General features: G+C 68.4%; 14 protein-coding genes. 6 read left to right on the top strand and 8 right to left on the bottom strand.

From position 1 onward, the window contains the following. Positions 1-14: 14 nt before the first annotated feature. On the bottom strand, positions 15-3,983 hold the full coding sequence (gene purL / locus VBO01S_RS04835) for a phosphoribosylformylglycinamidine synthase (protein ID WP_062471270.1): 3,969 nt from the start codon (positions 3,981-3,983) through the stop codon (positions 15-17). A gap of 156 nt (positions 3,984-4,139) precedes the next feature. Here purL and map point away from each other — a divergent pair, with 156 nt between their 5' ends. Together map and VBO01S_RS04825 are read left to right on the top strand one after the other, a co-directional pair. Continuing rightward, the gene (gene map, locus VBO01S_RS04830; protein ID WP_062471267.1) at positions 4,140-4,964 is read left to right on the top strand and encodes a type I methionyl aminopeptidase; all 825 of its coding nucleotides are present in this window, start codon (positions 4,140-4,142) and stop codon (positions 4,962-4,964) included. A 22-nt stretch (positions 4,965-4,986) separates the two neighbouring features. Next, the gene (locus VBO01S_RS04825; protein ID WP_062471264.1) at positions 4,987-7,596 is read left to right on the top strand and encodes a [protein-PII] uridylyltransferase; all 2,610 of its coding nucleotides are present in this window, start codon (positions 4,987-4,989) and stop codon (positions 7,594-7,596) included. A 24-nt stretch (positions 7,597-7,620) separates the two neighbouring features. Here VBO01S_RS04825 and VBO01S_RS04820 read toward each other — a convergent pair whose 3' ends face one another. Both VBO01S_RS04820 and VBO01S_RS04815 read right to left on the bottom strand, forming a co-directional pair. After that, positions 7,621-7,965, bottom strand: a complete 345-nt coding sequence (locus VBO01S_RS04820; protein ID WP_056580768.1) for a hypothetical protein — start codon at positions 7,963-7,965, stop codon at positions 7,621-7,623. 53 nt (positions 7,966-8,018) lie between these two features. Then, the gene (locus VBO01S_RS04815; protein ID WP_062471262.1) at positions 8,019-8,651 is read right to left on the bottom strand and encodes a LuxR C-terminal-related transcriptional regulator; all 633 of its coding nucleotides are present in this window, start codon (positions 8,649-8,651) and stop codon (positions 8,019-8,021) included. A 198-nt stretch (positions 8,652-8,849) separates the two neighbouring features. Between VBO01S_RS04815 and VBO01S_RS04810 the strand changes: the two genes are divergently transcribed. From VBO01S_RS04810 to VBO01S_RS04800, 3 genes are all read left to right on the top strand, one after another. Further along, the gene (locus VBO01S_RS04810) at positions 8,850-9,092 is read left to right on the top strand and encodes a helix-turn-helix domain-containing protein (RefSeq protein ID WP_062471259.1); all 243 of its coding nucleotides are present in this window, start codon (positions 8,850-8,852) and stop codon (positions 9,090-9,092) included. Between the two features lie 123 nt (positions 9,093-9,215). Further along, positions 9,216-10,871, top strand: a complete 1,656-nt coding sequence (pgm, locus tag VBO01S_RS04805; protein WP_062471256.1) for a phosphoglucomutase (alpha-D-glucose-1,6-bisphosphate-dependent) — start codon at positions 9,216-9,218, stop codon at positions 10,869-10,871. Between the two features lie 16 nt (positions 10,872-10,887). Beyond that, a complete protein-coding gene (locus VBO01S_RS04800) occupies positions 10,888-11,301 on the top strand; it encodes a PPC domain-containing DNA-binding protein (RefSeq protein ID WP_062471253.1) in 414 nt (137 codons plus the stop codon). Here VBO01S_RS04800 and VBO01S_RS04795 read toward each other — a convergent pair. From VBO01S_RS04795 to VBO01S_RS04785, 3 genes are read right to left on the bottom strand one after another with little or no spacing between them, the layout of a single operon-like run. Further along, positions 11,256-12,314 (bottom strand): amino acid ABC transporter permease, encoded by a 1,059-nt coding sequence (locus VBO01S_RS04795; RefSeq protein WP_062471250.1) that lies wholly within the window; start codon positions 12,312-12,314, stop codon positions 11,256-11,258. The genes VBO01S_RS04800 and VBO01S_RS04795 overlap by 46 nt on opposite strands. After that, on the bottom strand, positions 12,311-13,312 hold the full coding sequence (locus VBO01S_RS04790) for an amino acid ABC transporter permease (RefSeq protein WP_062471247.1): 1,002 nt from the start codon (positions 13,310-13,312) through the stop codon (positions 12,311-12,313). The genes VBO01S_RS04795 and VBO01S_RS04790 overlap by 4 nt, the downstream gene beginning before the upstream one ends. Beyond that, entirely contained in the window at positions 13,309-14,352 is a 1,044-nt protein-coding gene (locus VBO01S_RS04785; protein ID WP_062471416.1) for an amino acid ABC transporter substrate-binding protein, read from the bottom strand. The genes VBO01S_RS04790 and VBO01S_RS04785 overlap by 4 nt, the downstream gene beginning before the upstream one ends. A 179-nt stretch (positions 14,353-14,531) precedes the next feature. On the opposite strand from VBO01S_RS04785, the gene VBO01S_RS04780 reads away from it, so the two are divergent. Then, positions 14,532-14,921, top strand: coding sequence for a DoxX family protein (locus VBO01S_RS04780; RefSeq protein WP_062471245.1), 390 nt, complete (start codon positions 14,532-14,534; stop codon positions 14,919-14,921). A gap of 20 nt (positions 14,922-14,941) precedes the next feature. Here VBO01S_RS04780 and def read toward each other — a convergent pair whose 3' ends face one another. Then, positions 14,942-15,481 carry a peptide deformylase gene (gene def / locus VBO01S_RS04775; RefSeq protein ID WP_062471243.1) on the bottom strand — a complete coding sequence of 180 codons (540 nt, stop codon included), beginning with the start codon at positions 15,479-15,481 and terminating at the stop codon, positions 14,942-14,944. A gap of 32 nt (positions 15,482-15,513) precedes the next feature. Then, positions 15,514-15,957 (bottom strand): hypothetical protein, encoded by a 444-nt coding sequence (locus VBO01S_RS04770; protein ID WP_062471240.1) that lies wholly within the window; start codon positions 15,955-15,957, stop codon positions 15,514-15,516. Positions 15,958-15,987 lie beyond the last annotated feature (30 nt).

Raw genomic sequence — 15,987 nt, 5'->3', positions numbered from 1 at the left:
CCGACGTCGCCCGATCAACCCACCCACTTGCGCGCGTTGCGCCAGATCTGCATCCACGGGCTCAGTTCGCTCTTGTCGCCCGAGGTCCAGCTCATCTGGATGTTGCGGAACACGCGCTCCGGGTGCGGCATCACGGCCGTGAAGCGGCCGTCCGGCGTGGTGACCGAGGTCAGACCGCCGGCGCTGCCGTTCGGGTTGAACGGGTACTGCTCGGTCGGCTGGCCGTGGTTGTCCACGAAGCGCATCGCGCCGATGGCCTTGGCCGCGTCGCCACGGTGCTTGAAGTTGGCGTAGCCCTCGCCGTGCGCCACCGCGATCGGCAGGCGGCTGCCGGCCATGCCCGCGAAGAAGATGCTCGGCGACTCGAGCACCTCGACCATCGACAGGCGCGCCTCGAAACGCTCGCTCTGGTTGGTGGTGAAGCGCGGCCAGGCCTCGGCGCCCGGGATGATGTCGGCCAGCTCGGCAAACATCTGGCAGCCGTTGCACACGCCCAGGCCGAAGGTGTCGGCGCGGCCGAAGAAGGTCTTGAACTGCTCGGCCAGCTTCGGGTTGAAGGTGATGCTGCGCGCCCAGCCGATGCCGGCACCCAGCGTGTCGCCGTAGCTGAAGCCGCCGCAGGCGACCACGCCCTTGAACGCGGCCAGGTCCGCCCTGCCCGTCTGCAGGTCGGTCATGTGGACGTCGAAGGCCTCGAAGCCGGCCTCGGTGAAGGCATAGGCCATCTCGACGTGCGAGTTGACGCCCTGCTCGCGCAGGATCGCGACCTTGGGGCGCGACTGCAGGATGGCCGGTGCCACCGGCGCGTTCGGAAGGAACACATGCATGCCCGGGTCGTTCGGCACGCCGGCGGCGGCGTGCTCGGCATCGGCGCAGGCCGGGTTGTCGCGCTCGCGGGCGATCTTCCAGCTGACCGAATCCCAGACCTGGTGCAGGTCGTGCAGCGAGGCGCTGAACACCGACTTGGCATCGCGCCAGACTTCGAGCTTGCCCTTGCCCGCATCCATGGTGGAGCTGGCGGGACGCGTCTTGCCGACGAAGTGGCTGTGCGTGCTCAGGCCATGGGCGCGCAGCACCTGCATGACGTCGTTGCGCTCGGCCGTGCGCACCTGCAGCACCATGCCCAGCTCTTCGTTGAACAGCGCCTTGAGCGTGAGCTCTTCGCGGCGCGCGCTGACCTGCTGCGCCCAGTTCTTGGCGTCGCCGGTTTCCATGCGGCTGTCCGAAATGCCGTCGCCTTCGGTGACCAGCATGTCGACGTTCAGCGCCACGCCGACATGGCCGGCAAAGGCCATTTCGCAGGCGGTGGCGAACAGGCCGCCGTCGCTGCGGTCGTGCATCGCGAGGATCTTGCCGTCGGCGCGCAGCGCGTTCACGGCGTTGACCAGCGCGACGAGTTGCGCCGGGTCGTCGAGGTCGGGCACGGTATCGCCGCTCTGATTCAGCGTCTGCGACAGGATGCTGCCGGCCATGCGGTGCTGGCCACGGCCGAGGTCGATAAGCACCAGCGTGGTGTCGTCTTCGGTGGCGTCGAGCTGCGGCGTGAGCGTCCCGCGCACGTCGGCCAGCGAGGCGAAGGCGGTGACGATCAGGCTGACCGGCGACGTGACCTTCTTGGCTTCGCCGTTGTCCTTCCACTGCGTGCGCATCGACAGCGAATCCTTGCCGACCGGAATCGACACGCCCAGCGCCGGGCACAGCTCCAGGCCCACGGCCTTGACGGTTTCGTACAGCGCGGCGTCTTCGCCGGGCTCGCCGCAGGCTGCCATCCAGTTGGCGGACAGCTTGACGCGCGAGAGTTCGATCGGCGCGGCCAGCAGGTTGGTGATGGCCTCGGCCACGGCCATGCGGCCCGAGGCCGGCGCGTCGAGCGCGGCCAGCGGCGTGCGCTCGCCCATGCTCATCGCTTCGCCAGCAAAGCCCTTGTAGTCGGCCAGCGTCACGGCGCAATCGGCCACGGGCACCTGCCACGGGCCGACCATCTGGTCGCGATGCGTCAGGCCGCCCACGCTGCGGTCGCCAATGGTGATGAGGAAGCGCTTGGAGGCCACGGTCGGGTGTGCGAGCACGTCGATGGCGGCCTTCTGCAGGTCGACGCCCGTGAGGTCGAGGGGCTTGAAGCTGCGGGCGACGGTCTTCACGTCGCGGTGCATCTTGGGCGGCTTGCCCAGCAGCACGTCCATCGGCATGTCGACAGGTTGCACGGCCGCGCCTTCGTCGGCCACCAGCAGCTGGCGTTCTTCGGTCGCCACGCCGACCACCGAGAACGGGCAGCGCTCGCGCTCGCAGAAGGCCTTGAACTGTTCGAGCGATTCGGGCGCGATGGCCAGCACGTAGCGCTCCTGGCTTTCGTTGCACCAGATTTCCTTGGGCGCCATGCCCGACTCTTCGAGCGGCACCGCTCGCAGGTCGAAGCGCGCGCCACGGCCGGCGTCGTTGGTCAGTTCGGGGAAGGCATTGCTCAGGCCGCCGGCGCCCACGTCGTGGATCGCCAGGATCGGGTTGGCCGCGCCCTGCTGCCAGCAGTGGTTGATGACCTCCTGCGCGCGGCGTTCGATTTCGGGGTTGCCGCGCTGCACCGAGTCGAAGTCGAGCTCGGCCGCATTGGCGCCGGTCGCCATCGAGCTGGCGGCGCTGCCGCCCATGCCGATGCGCATGCCGGGGCCGCCGAGCTGGATCAGCAGCGAACCGGCCGGGAACAGGATCTTCTTGGTCTGCGTGGCGTCGATGCTGCCCAGGCCGCCCGCGATCATGATGGGCTTGTGGTAGCCGCGCTGCACGGTGTCGAGGTCGCTCGTCACGGCCTGTTCGTATTCGCGGAAGTAGCCCAACAGGTTGGGACGGCCGAATTCGTTGTTGAACGCGGCGCCGCCCAGCGGGCCTTCGGTCATGATCTGCAGCGGGCTGGCGATGTGCTCGGGCTTGCCGTAATGGCCCTCTTCCGGCCAGAGCTTGGAGACGGTGAAGCCGGTCAGGCCCGCCTTGGGCTTGGAGCCGCGGCCCGTGGCGCCTTCGTCGCGGATCTCGCCGCCCGCGCCGGTCGAGGCGCCGGGGAACGGGGAAATGGCGGTCGGGTGGTTGTGCGTCTCGACTTTCATCAGCACATGGCTCAGGGCGCTATCTTTTTGATAGCTCTGCGAGCCGTTCGCCGGAATGAAACGCTCGATGGTCGCGCCTTCCATCACCGAGGCGTTGTCCGCATAGGCGATCACCGTGTGCTGCGGGTTCTGCTTCTCGGTGTGGCGGATCATCGAGAACAGGCTCTGCGGCTGGGCCACGCCGTCGATGGTGAAATTGGCGTTGAAGATCTTGTGGCGGCAGTGCTCGCTGTTGGCCTGCGCGAACATCATCAGTTCGACGTCGCTGGGGTTGCGGCCCAGGCGGGTGAAAGCTTCGACGAGGTAGTCGATTTCGTCCTCGGCCAGCGCCAAGCCGAAGCCGGTGTTGGCGGCCACCAGGGCCGCACGGCCACCGGTTTGCACATCGACCTGCGCCATCGGCTGGGCCGGCAATTCGCTGAATAGGCTGGCCGCCTGCTCGACCGCGGCGAGCACCGATTCGGTCATGCGGTCGTGCAGCGGGCCGGCCACGGCGGCCAGGGCGTCGCCTTCGAGCACGGGGGCCTTGCCGATCAGCGGCGCCTTGAGTTTCAGGTGGTACTGGGTGACGCGCTCGACGCGGCGCAGCGCCAGGCCGCAGTTGTGGGCGATGTCGGTGGCCTTGGAGGCCCAGGGCGACACGGTGCCCAGGCGGGGCGTGACGACCACCGAGGCGCTCGCCTTGGCGGCCGGGGCCTCGAAGGGCTCGCCGTAGGTCAGGAGCGCGGCAAAGCGCTCGCGGTCGGCGTCGCCCAGCGACGCATCGGTGACCACCAGGTGCACGAAACGGGCCGAAATGCCCTCGATGCGCGGCTCGATGGCCTGCAGCTTCGGCAGCAACTGCCGTGCACGGAAGTCGCTGAGTGCGCTGCCGCCCTCGAACATGGTTACGACAGGAAGGGCTTGGGGTGCGGGCTGCGTCACGGTCGATGGGGCCTCGGGGGGCGCGTTGGAAATCAAGGAATCGAGGCGGATGGCCGCTGACTGGGGTCATCCGCGTTAACCCGGAATTTTAGCTTGCCGAATGGGATAATTCGGGGCATGAGCATTACCTACAAAGACGCCGCAGGCATCGAAGCCATGCGGGTCGCCTGCCGCCTCGGGTCCGAGGTGCTGGACTACCTCACGCCCTTCATCAAGCCCGGCATCACGACCAACGACGTGGACCGGCTGGCCGCCGAGTACATGGTCAAGCAGGGCACCACCTCGGCCACGGTGGGCTACATGGGCGCCAGCAGCGTGCCGTTCCCGAAGTCGCTGTGCACCTCGGTGAACCACGTGGTGTGCCACGGCATCCCCAATGACAAGCCCCTGAAGAAGGGCGACATCATGAACGTCGACGTCACCGTCATCAAGGACGGCTGGTTCGGCGACAACAGCCGCATGTTCGTGATCGGCGACGCCTCCATCGCCGCCAAGCGCCTGTGCAACGTCACCTTCGAAGCCATGTGGCACGGCATCCTGCAGGTGCGCCCCGGCGCACACCTGGGCGATGTGGGCCATGCGATCCAGAAGTTCGCCGAGGGCCAGGGCTTCTCGATCGTGCGCGAGTTCTGCGGCCACGGCGTGGGCCAGCGCTTCCACGAAGAGCCCCAGGTGCTGCACTACGGCCGCCCGGGCACCATGGAAGAGCTCAAGCCCGGCATGATCTTCACCATCGAGCCGATGATCAACGCCGGCAAGCGCGACGTGAAGGAAGACTTCAAGGGCGGCCAGTACGACGGCTGGACCATCGTCACGCGCGACCACTCGCTGTCGGCCCAGTGGGAGCACACGGTGCTCGTCACCGAGACCGGCTACGAGGTGCTGACGCTCTCCGAAGGCAGCCCGCCGCTGCCGGCCTTCGTCACCTCCACCAAAACCTGACGCGCCCCAGCGCGCCCCCGCCGTGATCGAAGCAGCCAAGATCGACGTGGCGACGCTGCGCGAAGCCTATCGCGCGAAAAAGCTCGCCCTTTTCGACACCCTGCGCTTCGCACGCGCGCCCACCCGCAGCGTCCACACGGTGCTGCGCCAGCTCTCGGCGCTGGCCGACCAGACGCTCACTGCGCTGTGGAACGAAGCCGGCTTCGGCGACGCCTTCGCGCTGGCCGCGGTGGGCGGCTACGGGCGCGGCGAGCTGTTCCCGTACTCCGACGTCGACGTGCTGCTGCTGCTGCCGCCCGAGGGCCAGGACAGCGGCGTCGAGCCGGCCCGCATCGAGGCCTTCATCGGCCAGTGCTGGGACGCCGGCCTCGAGATCGGCTCCAGCGTGCGCACGCTCGAGGAGTGCCTGGACGAGGCCGCCAAGGACATCACGGTCCAGACCTCGCTGCTCGAATCGCGCCTGATCACGGGCGACAAGAAGCTCTTCGCGGCCTTTCGCCGCCGCTTCACCCAGGCCATCGACCCGCAGGCCTTCTTCGTGGCCAAGTCGCAGGAAATGCGGCACCGCCACCAGAAGTTCGACAACACGCCCTACGCGCTCGAACCCAACTGCAAGGAATCGCCGGGCGGCCTGCGCGACCTGCAGACCATCCTCTGGATGAGCAAGGCCGCCGGCTTCGGCAGCCGCTGGGACGACCTGGCCAAGAACGGCCTGGCCACGCCCTTCGAGGCGCAGCAGATCAAGCGCAACGAGGCCCTGCTCTCGCTCATCCGCGCCCGCCTGCACGTGATCGCCAACCGGCGCGAAGACCGGCTGGTGTTCGACCTGCAGACCGCCGTGGCCGCGAGCTTCGGCTACGAGAGCGAGTCGCAGCGCAAGTCGAGCGAGGCGCTGATGCGCCGCTACTACTGGGCGGCCAAGGCGGTGTCGCAGCTCAACCAGATCCTGCTGCTCAATATTTCCGAGCGGCTGCAGCCCATCGACGAGCAGCCCACGACGATCAACGAGCGCTTCTACGAGCGCGCCGGCCTGATCGAGATCGCCAGCGACGACCTGTACGAGCGCGAGCCGCATGCGGTGCTCGAGACCTTCCTGCTGTACCAGAAGACCATCGGCGTGAAGGGCCTGTCGGCGCGCACGCTGCGTGCGCTGTACAACGCGCGCCATGTCATGGACAGCAAGTTCCGCAACGACCCGGTCAACCACGTGACCTTCATGCGGATCCTGCAGCAGCCCTACGGCATCACGCATGCCTTCCGGCTCATGAACCAGACCTCGGTGCTGGGACGCTACCTGCGCGTGTTCCGCAGCATCGTGGGGCAAATGCAGCACGACCTGTTCCACGTGTACACGGTCGACCAGCACATCCTGATGGTGCTGCGCAACGTGCGCCGCTTCTTCATCGCCGAGCATGCGCACGAGTACCCGGGCTGCTCGCAGCTCGCGGCCGGCTGGGACAAGCCCTGGATTCTTTACGTCGCCGCCCTCTTCCACGACATCGCCAAGGGCCGCGGCGGCGACCACTCCACGCTCGGCGCGCGCGACGTGCAGCGCTTCTGCAAGCAGCACGGCATCGCGCGTGAAGACGCCAAGCTCATCGAATTCCTCGTGGCCGAGCACCTGGTGATGAGCCAGGTCGCACAAAAGCAGGACCTGGGCGACCCCGAGGTCATCGGCGCTTTTGCCAAGCGCGTGGGCAACGAGCGCTACCTCACGGCGCTGTACCTGCTGACGGTGGCCGACATCCGCGGCACCTCGCCGCGCGTGTGGAATGCCTGGAAGGGCAAGCTGCTCGAGGACCTGTATCGCTTCACCCTGCGCGCCCTGGGCGGTCGCATGCCTGACCCGGACGCCGAGGTCGAGGCCCGCAAGCGCGAAGCGCTGGTGCAGCTGGCCCTGCACGCCCAGCGCTTCGAGGCGCACAAGGCGCTGTGGGACACGCTCGACGTGGGCTACTTCATGCGCCACGACGCCACCGAGATCGCCTGGCACGCCAAGCAGCTGTCGCGCTTCGTGCCACCGAAGAACGTGCCCATCGATCCGAAGGCCCTGCCCATCGTGCGCGCGCACCTGTCGCCGGTGGGCGAAGGGCTGCAGGTGGTGGTCTACACGCCCGACCAGTCCGATCTGTTCGCGCGCATCTGCGGCTATTTCGACCAGGCCTCGTTCAGCATCCTGGACGCCAAGGTCCACACCACGAGCAACGGCTATGCGCTCGACACCTTCCAGGTGGTGACGACTTTCCAGCCCGACCACTACCGCGACCTGATCAGCATGGTCGAAACGGGCCTCGCGCAAACGCTCACCGAGGCCGGTGCGCTGCCCGCGCCGAGCATGGGGCGCGTGTCACGCCGGGTGCGCAGCTTTCCGATCAAGCCACGCATCAGCCTCGTGCCCGACGACAAGGCGCAGCGCTGGCTGCTCAGCATCTCGGCCAGCGACCGTGCAGGCCTGTTGTATTCGGTGGCGCGCGTGCTCGCGCGGCATCACCTCAACCTGCAACTGGCGAAGGTGACGACCTTGGGCGAACGGGTAGAAGACACGTTCCTGATCAGCGGGCCGGAACTGCAAGGCCAGAAGACGCAGCTGGCCATCGAGACCGACCTGATGGAGGCACTGGCCTCCCAGTGAGGCCGCTGAATGGGCGTGTGCAGCTCAGCCGCAGTACGCGCCGAGGATGCGACCCGTGGGATCGACCTGCGCGTTGAGCCGCGTCGCATCCTGCGCCGGGTCGGCCGGTGCCGTGGCCGGCACGGTGCGGGCGGTTTTCGCGCCGGCGCGCTGGCGCATTTCTTCGAGCAACGGACGCGTCGCCTGCATGCCGAGCGCAAAGCGCACTTCCGGCGCCTGGCAACTTTCGGGCGGGGGCGCGAAGCTCGGCGGCGCCGGCACTTCGGAGGTGAGCGGCCGGTCCTTGGGCGGGGCCTCGCAGCCCGCGAGCACCGCAGCCAGGGCCGCAGCCGTCAGAAGAAACCCGTGCCGGCCAAACGTCATGCGCATCTTGTCTTGCTCCTTGAAACCAGCCTGAAGCTTAGCCGCCCGCGGAGGCCCGCTCATGACCCCTTGCGCTGCAGCGGCGACAACAGCCCCAGGCGGATGCCCGTGATCACGGCCTCGGTGCGATTGTGCACACCCAGTGCCTGGAACAAGGTGCCGATGTACTCCTTCACCGTGTGCTCGGACAGGCCGAGCTCACGCGCGATCGACTTGGTCGGCAGCCCGCGCGCCAGGCCGTGCAGCGTGTCGGTCTGGCGCGGGCTGAGTGTCGGCCTGGCGGTGCTCTTCGACCCCAGGTGCAGGATTTCCTGCGGCAGGTAGACCTCCCCCGCCAGCACGGTCTCGAAGGCCCGTTTCAGGAAGTCGGCCGGCATGCTCTTGGGCACGAAGCTCATGGCGCCCGCCTCCAGGCAACCGCGGATGATGTCGACATCGGTCGAGGCCGACACCACCACGGCCGCGATGTCGGGCGCGGCCGCCTTCAGGCGCACCAGCGCATCCAGACCGTACTCGCCGCGCAGTTCGAGATCGAGCAGGCAGATCGCCAGGTCGGGATGGCGCAGCGCCAGGGCGCAGGCCTCGTCGACCGTGGCGGCTTCGAAGATTTCGGCGCTGCGCTCCATGCTCTCCAGCAGCATGCGCAGGCCCGCGCGAAACAACGCGTGGTCGTCCAGCGTCATCACTTTCATGGCACACCCCCTTCGGCCTTTCTGGCCGATATGCACCCTCATTCTGACGCTGGCACCCACGGGTAGAGCCGCCGCGCGTCGGAACTAGATCACCCTCCATGCAAAAAACTACCAGTCCCTGCGAAGGAGGGGTTGGGTGCCTGGCGCGTTTCGAGGAAATTCAGAGCCGACCGCTGTTGTCGCCAAAGGGGGCCGACCATGAACGCCAGCTTTCAAGACCGCCTGATCTCGCTCGTCGCCGGATCGCAGCCTCAATGGAAATCCGAGCTCGCCCGACAGTGCGGCGTCAGCGCCCCCACCGTGATCCGCTGGCTCACCGACCGGCACAGCTGCGCAGGCACCCTGCACCTGCATGCGATCGCCGCGTACTTCGAGGTGCCCGCCCGGTGGCTGGCCACGGGCGACGGCCCGGAGCGGGTCCGCACGCGGCGCTCACATTGAAAGGGTTGTAAGCGGACTTCTGTGAACGGGCGCGCAGGCGGCAAGCCGCCCCCGCCCATGGCGTATGCTGAAAGGCCGCGCACGGCACCGCCGGCGCGCTCCCTTTCATCACCCGCTTTCGACATGAGCACCTCTTCCCATCCCCTCGCGGGCCAGCCGGCCCCGTCTGATCTGCTGGTGGACGTGCCGCGCCTCGTCTCGGCCTACTACACCGGTCGCCCCGACCCGGCGGTGCCCAGCCAGCGCGTGGCCTTCGGTACCTCGGGACATCGCGGCTCCTCGTTCGACGACGCGTTCAACGAATGGCATGTGCTGGCCATCAGCCAGGCCATCTGCGATTACCGCAAGCAGCAAGGCATCGACGGCCCGCTGTTCCTGGGCATCGACACGCACGCGCTGTCCACGCCCGCCTTCGCGAGCGCGGTCGAGGTGCTGGCGGCCAACGGCGTCGAGCTGATGCTGTCGAAGGGCGACGAGTACACGCCCACGCCGGCCGTGTCCCACGCCATCCTGGTCTACAACCGCGGACGCACCAGCGGACTGGCCGACGGCATCGTGATCACGCCCTCGCACAACCCGCCCGAAAGCGGCGGCTTCAAATACAACCCGCCCAACGGCGGCCCCGCAGGCACCGACATCACCTCCGCCGTCGAAGCCGCCGCCAACAAGATGCTGGCGAACAAGCTCGATGGCGTGAAGCGCATGCCGCTGGCGCAGGCGCTGAAGGCGTCCACCACGCACCGCCACGACTACCTGAACACCTACGTCGAAGACCTGGCCCAGGTGCTCGACATGGACGCGATCCGCGGCGGCACCATCGACCTGGGCGTCGATCCGTTGGGCGGTGCCGGCGTGCACTACTGGCCCGCCATTGCTGCGCGCTACAAGCTCCAGCGCCTGAACGTGCTGAGCCAGGCGGTCGACCCGACCTTCCGCTTCATGTCGCTCGACTGGGACGGCCGCATCCGCATGGACCCGTCGTCGCCCGACGCGATGCACGGGCTGGTCGCGCTGAAAGACCGCTTCGGCATCGCCTTCGCCTGCGACACCGACCACGACCGCCACGGCGTGGTCACGCGCAGCGCGGGCCTGATGCAGCCGAACAACTACCTCGCGGTGATGGTCGACTACCTCTTCACGCACCGCCCTCACTGGCCGGCGCAGGCGGCCGTCGGCAAGACGGTGGTCAGCAGCCGCATGATCGACCGCGTGGCGGCGCGGCTGGGCCGCCCGCTGTACGAAGTGCCGGTGGGCTTCAAGTGGTTCGTCGACGGCCTGGTCGACGGCTCGCTGGGCTTCGGCGGCGAGGAAAGCGCGGGCGCCACCTTCCTGCGCCACGACGGCAGCGCCTGGACCACCGACAAGGACGGCATCGTGCCCGCCCTGCTCTCGGCCGAGATCGCCGCACGCACGGGCCGCGACCCCGGCGAGCGCTTCACCGAGCTGACGCAGGCGCTGGGGCGCCCCGTGTCCGACCGCGTGGACGCACCCGCCACGCCCGAGCAGAAAAAGCGTCTGTCCGCGCTGTCGCCGCAGCAGATCACTTCGACCACACTGGCCGGCGAGAAGATCGAGAACGTGCTGAGCCACGCCCCGGGCAACGGCGCGGCCATCGGCGGCGTGAAGGTCGTCACCGAGAACGGCTGGTTCGCCGCGCGGCCATCGGGCACAGAGAACATCTACAAGATCTACGGCGAGAGCTTCCTCGGCGACGAGCACCTCGCGCGCATCCTCGGCGAGGCGCAGCAGGTGGTCGACAAGGCGCTGTCGGCGAGCTAACGCGAGGCGCACGCGCATGGACACGCTGGTGCTGCGGCTGCAACCCGGCGACGACCTGCGCGCGGCGCTCGACGCCGTGCTGAAGCAAGCCGGCATCGGCGACGCGGCCTTCGTGGTCTCGGGCATCGGCAGCCTGAGCGGCGCGAGCATCCGTTTCGCGGGCGCAGAGACGGCGACGCGGATCGAAGACGACCTTGAAATCCTCACGCTCGCCGGCACGCTGTCGCCCGACGGCTCGCACCTGCATCTCAGCGTGTCGGATGCCGCCGGCCGCGTGTCGGGCGGCCATGCCGCGCCGGGCTGCGTGGTGCGCACCACGGCCGAGGTCCTCGTCGCGGTGCTGCCTGAATGGCGCTTCTCGCGCGAACCCGACGCGCAGACCGGCTACGCCGAGCTGGTGCCCAGGCGCCGCTCCAGCCAGACGCTGTAGCGCGACAGCCCGAAGCACAGCAGCCAGTAGACGGCTGCCACGAAGAGGTAGCCCTCAAGGTAGAACGGCCGCCAGACCGGGTCGCCGCCCAGCGCCAGCCCGAGTGCGCCGGTCAGTTCGAACAGGCCGACCACGGTGACCAGTGAAGTGTCCTTCAGCGTGCCGACCACGCTGTTGGTCAGCGCCGGCACCACGAGGCGCAGCGCCTGCGGCAGCACGATGTCGCGCTGCACCGGCCAACGACCGAAGCCCAGCGCCATCGCCACCTCGGTCTGCCCGCGCGGCACGGCCTGCAGGCCGCCGCGGATGATCTCCGCCAGGTAGGCCGCGACGAACAGCGTGAGGCCCATGAGCACGCGCACCAGAACGTCGGGCTGCCAGCCCGCGGGCCACAGCAGCGGCAGCAGGAACGAGGCCATGAACAGCACCGAGATCAGCGGCACGCCGCGCACCAGCTCGATGTAGCTCGCGCTCAGCGTGCGCACCACCGGCCATTCGGAGCGCCGCCCCATCGCGAGCAGCAGCGCCAGCGGAAAGGCCAGCGCCAGCCCGACCACCGCCAGCCCGATGGTGAGCGGCAGGCCGCCCCAGCGGCTGGTCGGCACCACGCTCAGCCCGGCCACGCCGCCGTGCATCAGCCCGACGAACAGCAGCAGTGCCACGCCCCACAACGGCGCCAGCCACCAGCGCCAACTGCGCGGCCACGCGCTGAGCACGGTCACCGCGGACAGCACGACCACCGCAATGGCCGGACGCCATTGCTCTTCATACGGAAAGCGACCGAACAGCATCGGTCGCCACTTCTCGGCCACCACGCCCCAGCAGGCGCCGTGTTGCACCGCGCGACAGGCCTCGGCGTCGGGCCGGAACACGGCGTGCACCACGCCCCATTCGAACGCGTGGAAGCCGGCCCAGGCCAGCAAGCCCAGCAGCAGCACCGTGGCCAGCGCACGCAGGGGCGAACCCCACAGCTCGCTGCGCCATGCGATGGGGCCTTGCGCGACGTTTCTCATCGCCAGCCTCGCAGCGCGACGCGCGCGTTGTAGCGGTTCATGCCGAAGGAGATCACGAGCGAGAGCAGCAGGTACGCCGCCATGATGATCGCGATGCACTCGAAGGCGCGCCCGTTCGAGCCGATGGTGGTGTTGGCCACCGACACCAGCTCCGGATAGCCCACGGCCACGGCCAGCGACGAATTCTTGGTGAGGCTCAGCAGCTGGTTGGTGAGCGAGGGCACGATCACGCGCAGCGCCTGCGGCAGGATCACGATGCGCAACCGCTGCACCGACGACAGGCCCAGCGCCTGCCCTGCCAGCACCTGCCCCTGCGACACCGAGAGGATGCCCGCGCGCACGATCTCGGCGACGAAGGCCGCCGAGTACAGCGACAGCCCAGCGACGATGGTCACGTACTCCGGGCTCAGCGCGGCGCCGCCGCTCACGCCGAAGTCGCCGCGCTCAGGCCATTCGAAATGCGTGGGCCACCCGCCACCCTCGCCCGCCACCGGCCAAGGCACGCTGAGCCCGCCCTTGCTGAGCCACACGCCCGGCAGCAGGCGCACGGGCTCGGTCGGGTCGGGCAGCAGGTTGGCCATCGCGAAGGCCAGCATCAGCAGCTGCACCAGCAGCGGCACGTTGCGCAGCAGTTCCACGTACGCGGTGCAGATGCCGCGCAGCAGCACATGCGGCGCGAGCCGGCCGATGCCGATCAGCGTGCCGAGCACCACCGCGAAGATGGCCGCCGGCACGGCCGCGCGCACGGTGTTGATCAGGCCCGCGAGGAACGCGCGCCATGAGGCCTGGCTGGCGTCGAAGTCGAGCCAGCCTTCGCTGATCGAGAAGCCCGCGGGCTCGGTGAGGAAGTCGAAGCCCGAACGCACGCCGCGTGCGCGCAGCACCTCGAGCGCATGGCTCACCACCCAGGCGGCACCGGCCACGACGGCCAGCACCAGGAGGGCCTGAACGAGCCAGGCCAGCCAAGCGCCGCGGCGCGAGGCGCCCTCCTGCCTCATCGCACCGGTGGTGCGTAGATCAGGCCGCCCTTGCTCCAGAGGTTGTTGGAGCCGCGCGGCAGCTTGAGCACCGACTTCGGACCGACGTTGCGCTCGAACATCTCGCCGTAGTTGCCCACGGCCTTGATGGCGCGGTACGACCAGTCCTTGTCGAGGCCCAGCAGTTTGCCGAGGTCTTCGCCGGCGCCGAGCAGGCGCTGCTGGGCCGGGTCCTTGCTGCCGGCCTTGAGCTGGTCGGCATTGGCCTGCGTGACACCGAACTCTTCCGCCTCGATGAGCGCGTTGGGCACCCACTTGGCGATGGCGAACCACTCGTCGTCGCCGCGACGCACCAGCGGCGCGAGCGGCTCCTTGGAGATCAGCTCGGGCAGGATGAGGTAGTCGTCGGGGTTGGTCGCTTCCTTGTTGCGCAGGCCGGCCAGCGCCGAGGCGTCGGTGGTGAAGGCCTGGCAACGGCCCGAGAAGAAGGCCTTGAACGAGGCTTCGAAGCTCTCGAACACCACGGTCTTCACCGGGATGTTCTGCGCGCGGAAGTAGTCCGACACGTTCTTCTCGTTGGTGGTGCCCGACTGCGTGCAGATGGTGGCGTTCTTGAGCTGCTTGGCGCTCGTCACCTTGAGCTTCTTGGGCACCAGGAAGCCCTGGCCGTCGTAGTAGGTGATGGTGGTGAAGTTGAAGCCCAGCGAGGCGTCGCGCGTGAGCGTCCAGGTGGTGTTGCGCGCGAGGATGTCGATCTCGCCGGCCTGCAGCGCCGAGAAGCGCTGCTGCGAGTTCAGCGGCACGAAGTCGACCTTCTTGGGATCGCCCAGCACGGCCGCGGCGATCGCGCGGCAGGTGTCGACGTCCAGGCCCGACCAGTTGCCCTGCGTGTCGGGGGCCGAGAAACCGGCCACGCCGTTGGTCACGCCGCACTTGACGGTGCCGCGCTGCTTGACCGCATCGAGCGTCTTGCCGGCGAAGGCCGGGGCCGCGGCGGCCAGCGCGAGAACGCAAGCGGTGGCGAGCAGTGCCGGGCGGAATCGGGTGCTTGTCTTCTTCATCATCATTGGTGTGTGCTCCTCAACAGTAGGCAAAAGGCAGTGTACGGGGCGATGCAGGCCGACGACAAAGAACCCTGCGTTGGATACATATGTCGATCCGCTCGCGGGCGATCGGTTGGCGGCGCGGCGAGTTTCACTACCATACGGCCCTTTCATCACTCCCGAACAGGAATCACACTATGGTCAAGTCCGACGACACCGGCAAGCTCATCCTGCGCGTTGCGCTGGGCATCCTCATCCTGCTGCATGGCATTGCCAAAGTCGGCAAGGGCGTCGACGGCATCGGCGGCATGCTCGCGTCGCACGGCGTGCCCGCGGTGCTGGCCTACCTGGTCTACGTGGGCGAGATCCTGGCGCCGGTGCTGCTGATCGTCGGCCTGTTCACGCGGCCCGCCGCGCTGGTCGTGGCCATCAACATGGTGGTGGCGATCTGGCTGGCCCACCGCAAGGACCTCGGCGCGCTGAACGGGCAAGGCGGCTGGGCGCTGGAACTGCAGGGCATGTTCCTGTTCGCGGCGATCTCGCTCGCGCTCACGGGCGGCGGGCGCTTCGGGCTCAACAACAAGTAAGCAAAGAGGCGACTGGCGAATCAGTCGTCGTCGGCCGCATCGAGGCCCGGGAACAGGACCTCGGTGTAGCCGAAGCGCGAGAAATCGCGCACCCGCATCGGGTACAGCTTGCCGAACAGGTGATCGACCTCGTGCTGCACCACGCGCGCATGGAAGCCGTCGGCGGTGCGGTCAATCGGGTCGCCATACAGGTCGAAGCCCGTGTAGCGGATGTGGGCGAAGCGCGGCACCACGCCGCGCAGGCCGGGCACCGACAGGCAGCCTTCCCAGCCCTCTTCCTCTTCATCGCCCAGCGGCGTGATGACGGGGTTGAGCAGCACGGTGCGCGGCACCGGCGGCGCGTCGGGGTAGCGTGGATTGACGGTGTCGGTGCCGAAGATCACCAGTTGCAGGTCGACGCCGATCTGCGGCGCCGCAAGGCCTGCGCCGTTGACCGCCCGCATGGTCTCGAACATGTCGCGCACCAGCAGGTGCAGTTCGTCGGTGTCGAAAGCGGCGACCGGCTGCGCGGTGCGCAGCAGCCGGGGGTCGCCCATCTTGAGGATTTCGCGGAAGGCCATCGCGCAATTATCGCGAGAGCCTCATGCCACGATCACGGAATACCGCCGGGATTGTTCTTCGAGTCCGGCGAGGTCCACAGCCGCGCAGGGCCGCGGGGCATCTGCTGCGGCTGCGAGGGCGTGATGCCGGGCACTCCCCCCCCGCCGGGCCGCACCGGCGGCACCACGGCAACCGGCGGACGGCCACCGCCCCAACCCGGGCGCGTCGTCGGGTACGAGGGTCGCACGCCGGGGTACGGGTAAGCCGGCCGACGGCCGTCGTAATAAGGGCGGCGGTCGTAGTACGGACGCCGCTCGTAGTAGCCGCCACCCTGGATGTACACCGGCGCCGGCACCACCACGGGACCCGGGTCGGAGTAGTACGGTTCGGAATAGCCGCCGGAGTAGTACGGATCGCCAGGAACGGCCACGCAGCCGCTCAGCAGCGCGATGCCGCCGAGTGCGAGGCTGGTAGCGAGAACACGAATTTTTTGCATGAGGGACTCCTTGTCGGCCTTCTGTGATCG

It is taken from the genome of Variovorax boronicumulans NBRC 103145, from assembly GCF_001591345.1.
Classification (GTDB): domain Bacteria; phylum Pseudomonadota; class Gammaproteobacteria; order Burkholderiales; family Burkholderiaceae_C; genus Variovorax; species Variovorax boronicumulans.
Note: the sequence above shows the minus strand (reverse complement) of the source record. Positions and strands in the feature narration are given on the sequence as shown.

Bases quoted from the DNA above. Each gene is read 5' to 3' on its own strand.
- purL (WP_062471270.1), bottom strand. From the start codon at position 3,983: ATGTTCGAGGGCGGCAGCGCACTCAGCGACTTCCGTGCACGGCAGTTG.
- map (WP_062471267.1), top strand. From the start codon at position 4,140: ATGAGCATTACCTACAAAGACGCCGCAGGCATCGAAGCCATGCGGGTC.
- VBO01S_RS04820 (WP_056580768.1), bottom strand. From the start codon at position 7,965: ATGCGCATGACGTTTGGCCGGCACGGGTTTCTTCTGACGGCTGCGGCC.
- VBO01S_RS04815 (WP_062471262.1), bottom strand. From the start codon at position 8,651: ATGAAAGTGATGACGCTGGACGACCACGCGTTGTTTCGCGCGGGCCTG.
- VBO01S_RS04810 (WP_062471259.1), top strand. From the start codon at position 8,850: ATGAACGCCAGCTTTCAAGACCGCCTGATCTCGCTCGTCGCCGGATCG.
- pgm (WP_062471256.1), top strand. From the start codon at position 9,216: ATGAGCACCTCTTCCCATCCCCTCGCGGGCCAGCCGGCCCCGTCTGAT.
- VBO01S_RS04800 (WP_062471253.1), top strand. From the start codon at position 10,888: ATGGACACGCTGGTGCTGCGGCTGCAACCCGGCGACGACCTGCGCGCG.
- VBO01S_RS04795 (WP_062471250.1), bottom strand. From the start codon at position 12,314: ATGAGAAACGTCGCGCAAGGCCCCATCGCATGGCGCAGCGAGCTGTGG.
- VBO01S_RS04790 (WP_062471247.1), bottom strand. From the start codon at position 13,312: ATGAGGCAGGAGGGCGCCTCGCGCCGCGGCGCTTGGCTGGCCTGGCTC.
- VBO01S_RS04785 (WP_062471416.1), bottom strand. From the start codon at position 14,352: ATGAAGAAGACAAGCACCCGATTCCGCCCGGCACTGCTCGCCACCGCT.
- VBO01S_RS04780 (WP_062471245.1), top strand. From the start codon at position 14,532: ATGGTCAAGTCCGACGACACCGGCAAGCTCATCCTGCGCGTTGCGCTG.
- def (WP_062471243.1), bottom strand. From the start codon at position 15,481: ATGGCCTTCCGCGAAATCCTCAAGATGGGCGACCCCCGGCTGCTGCGC.
- VBO01S_RS04770 (WP_062471240.1), bottom strand. From the start codon at position 15,957: ATGCAAAAAATTCGTGTTCTCGCTACCAGCCTCGCACTCGGCGGCATC.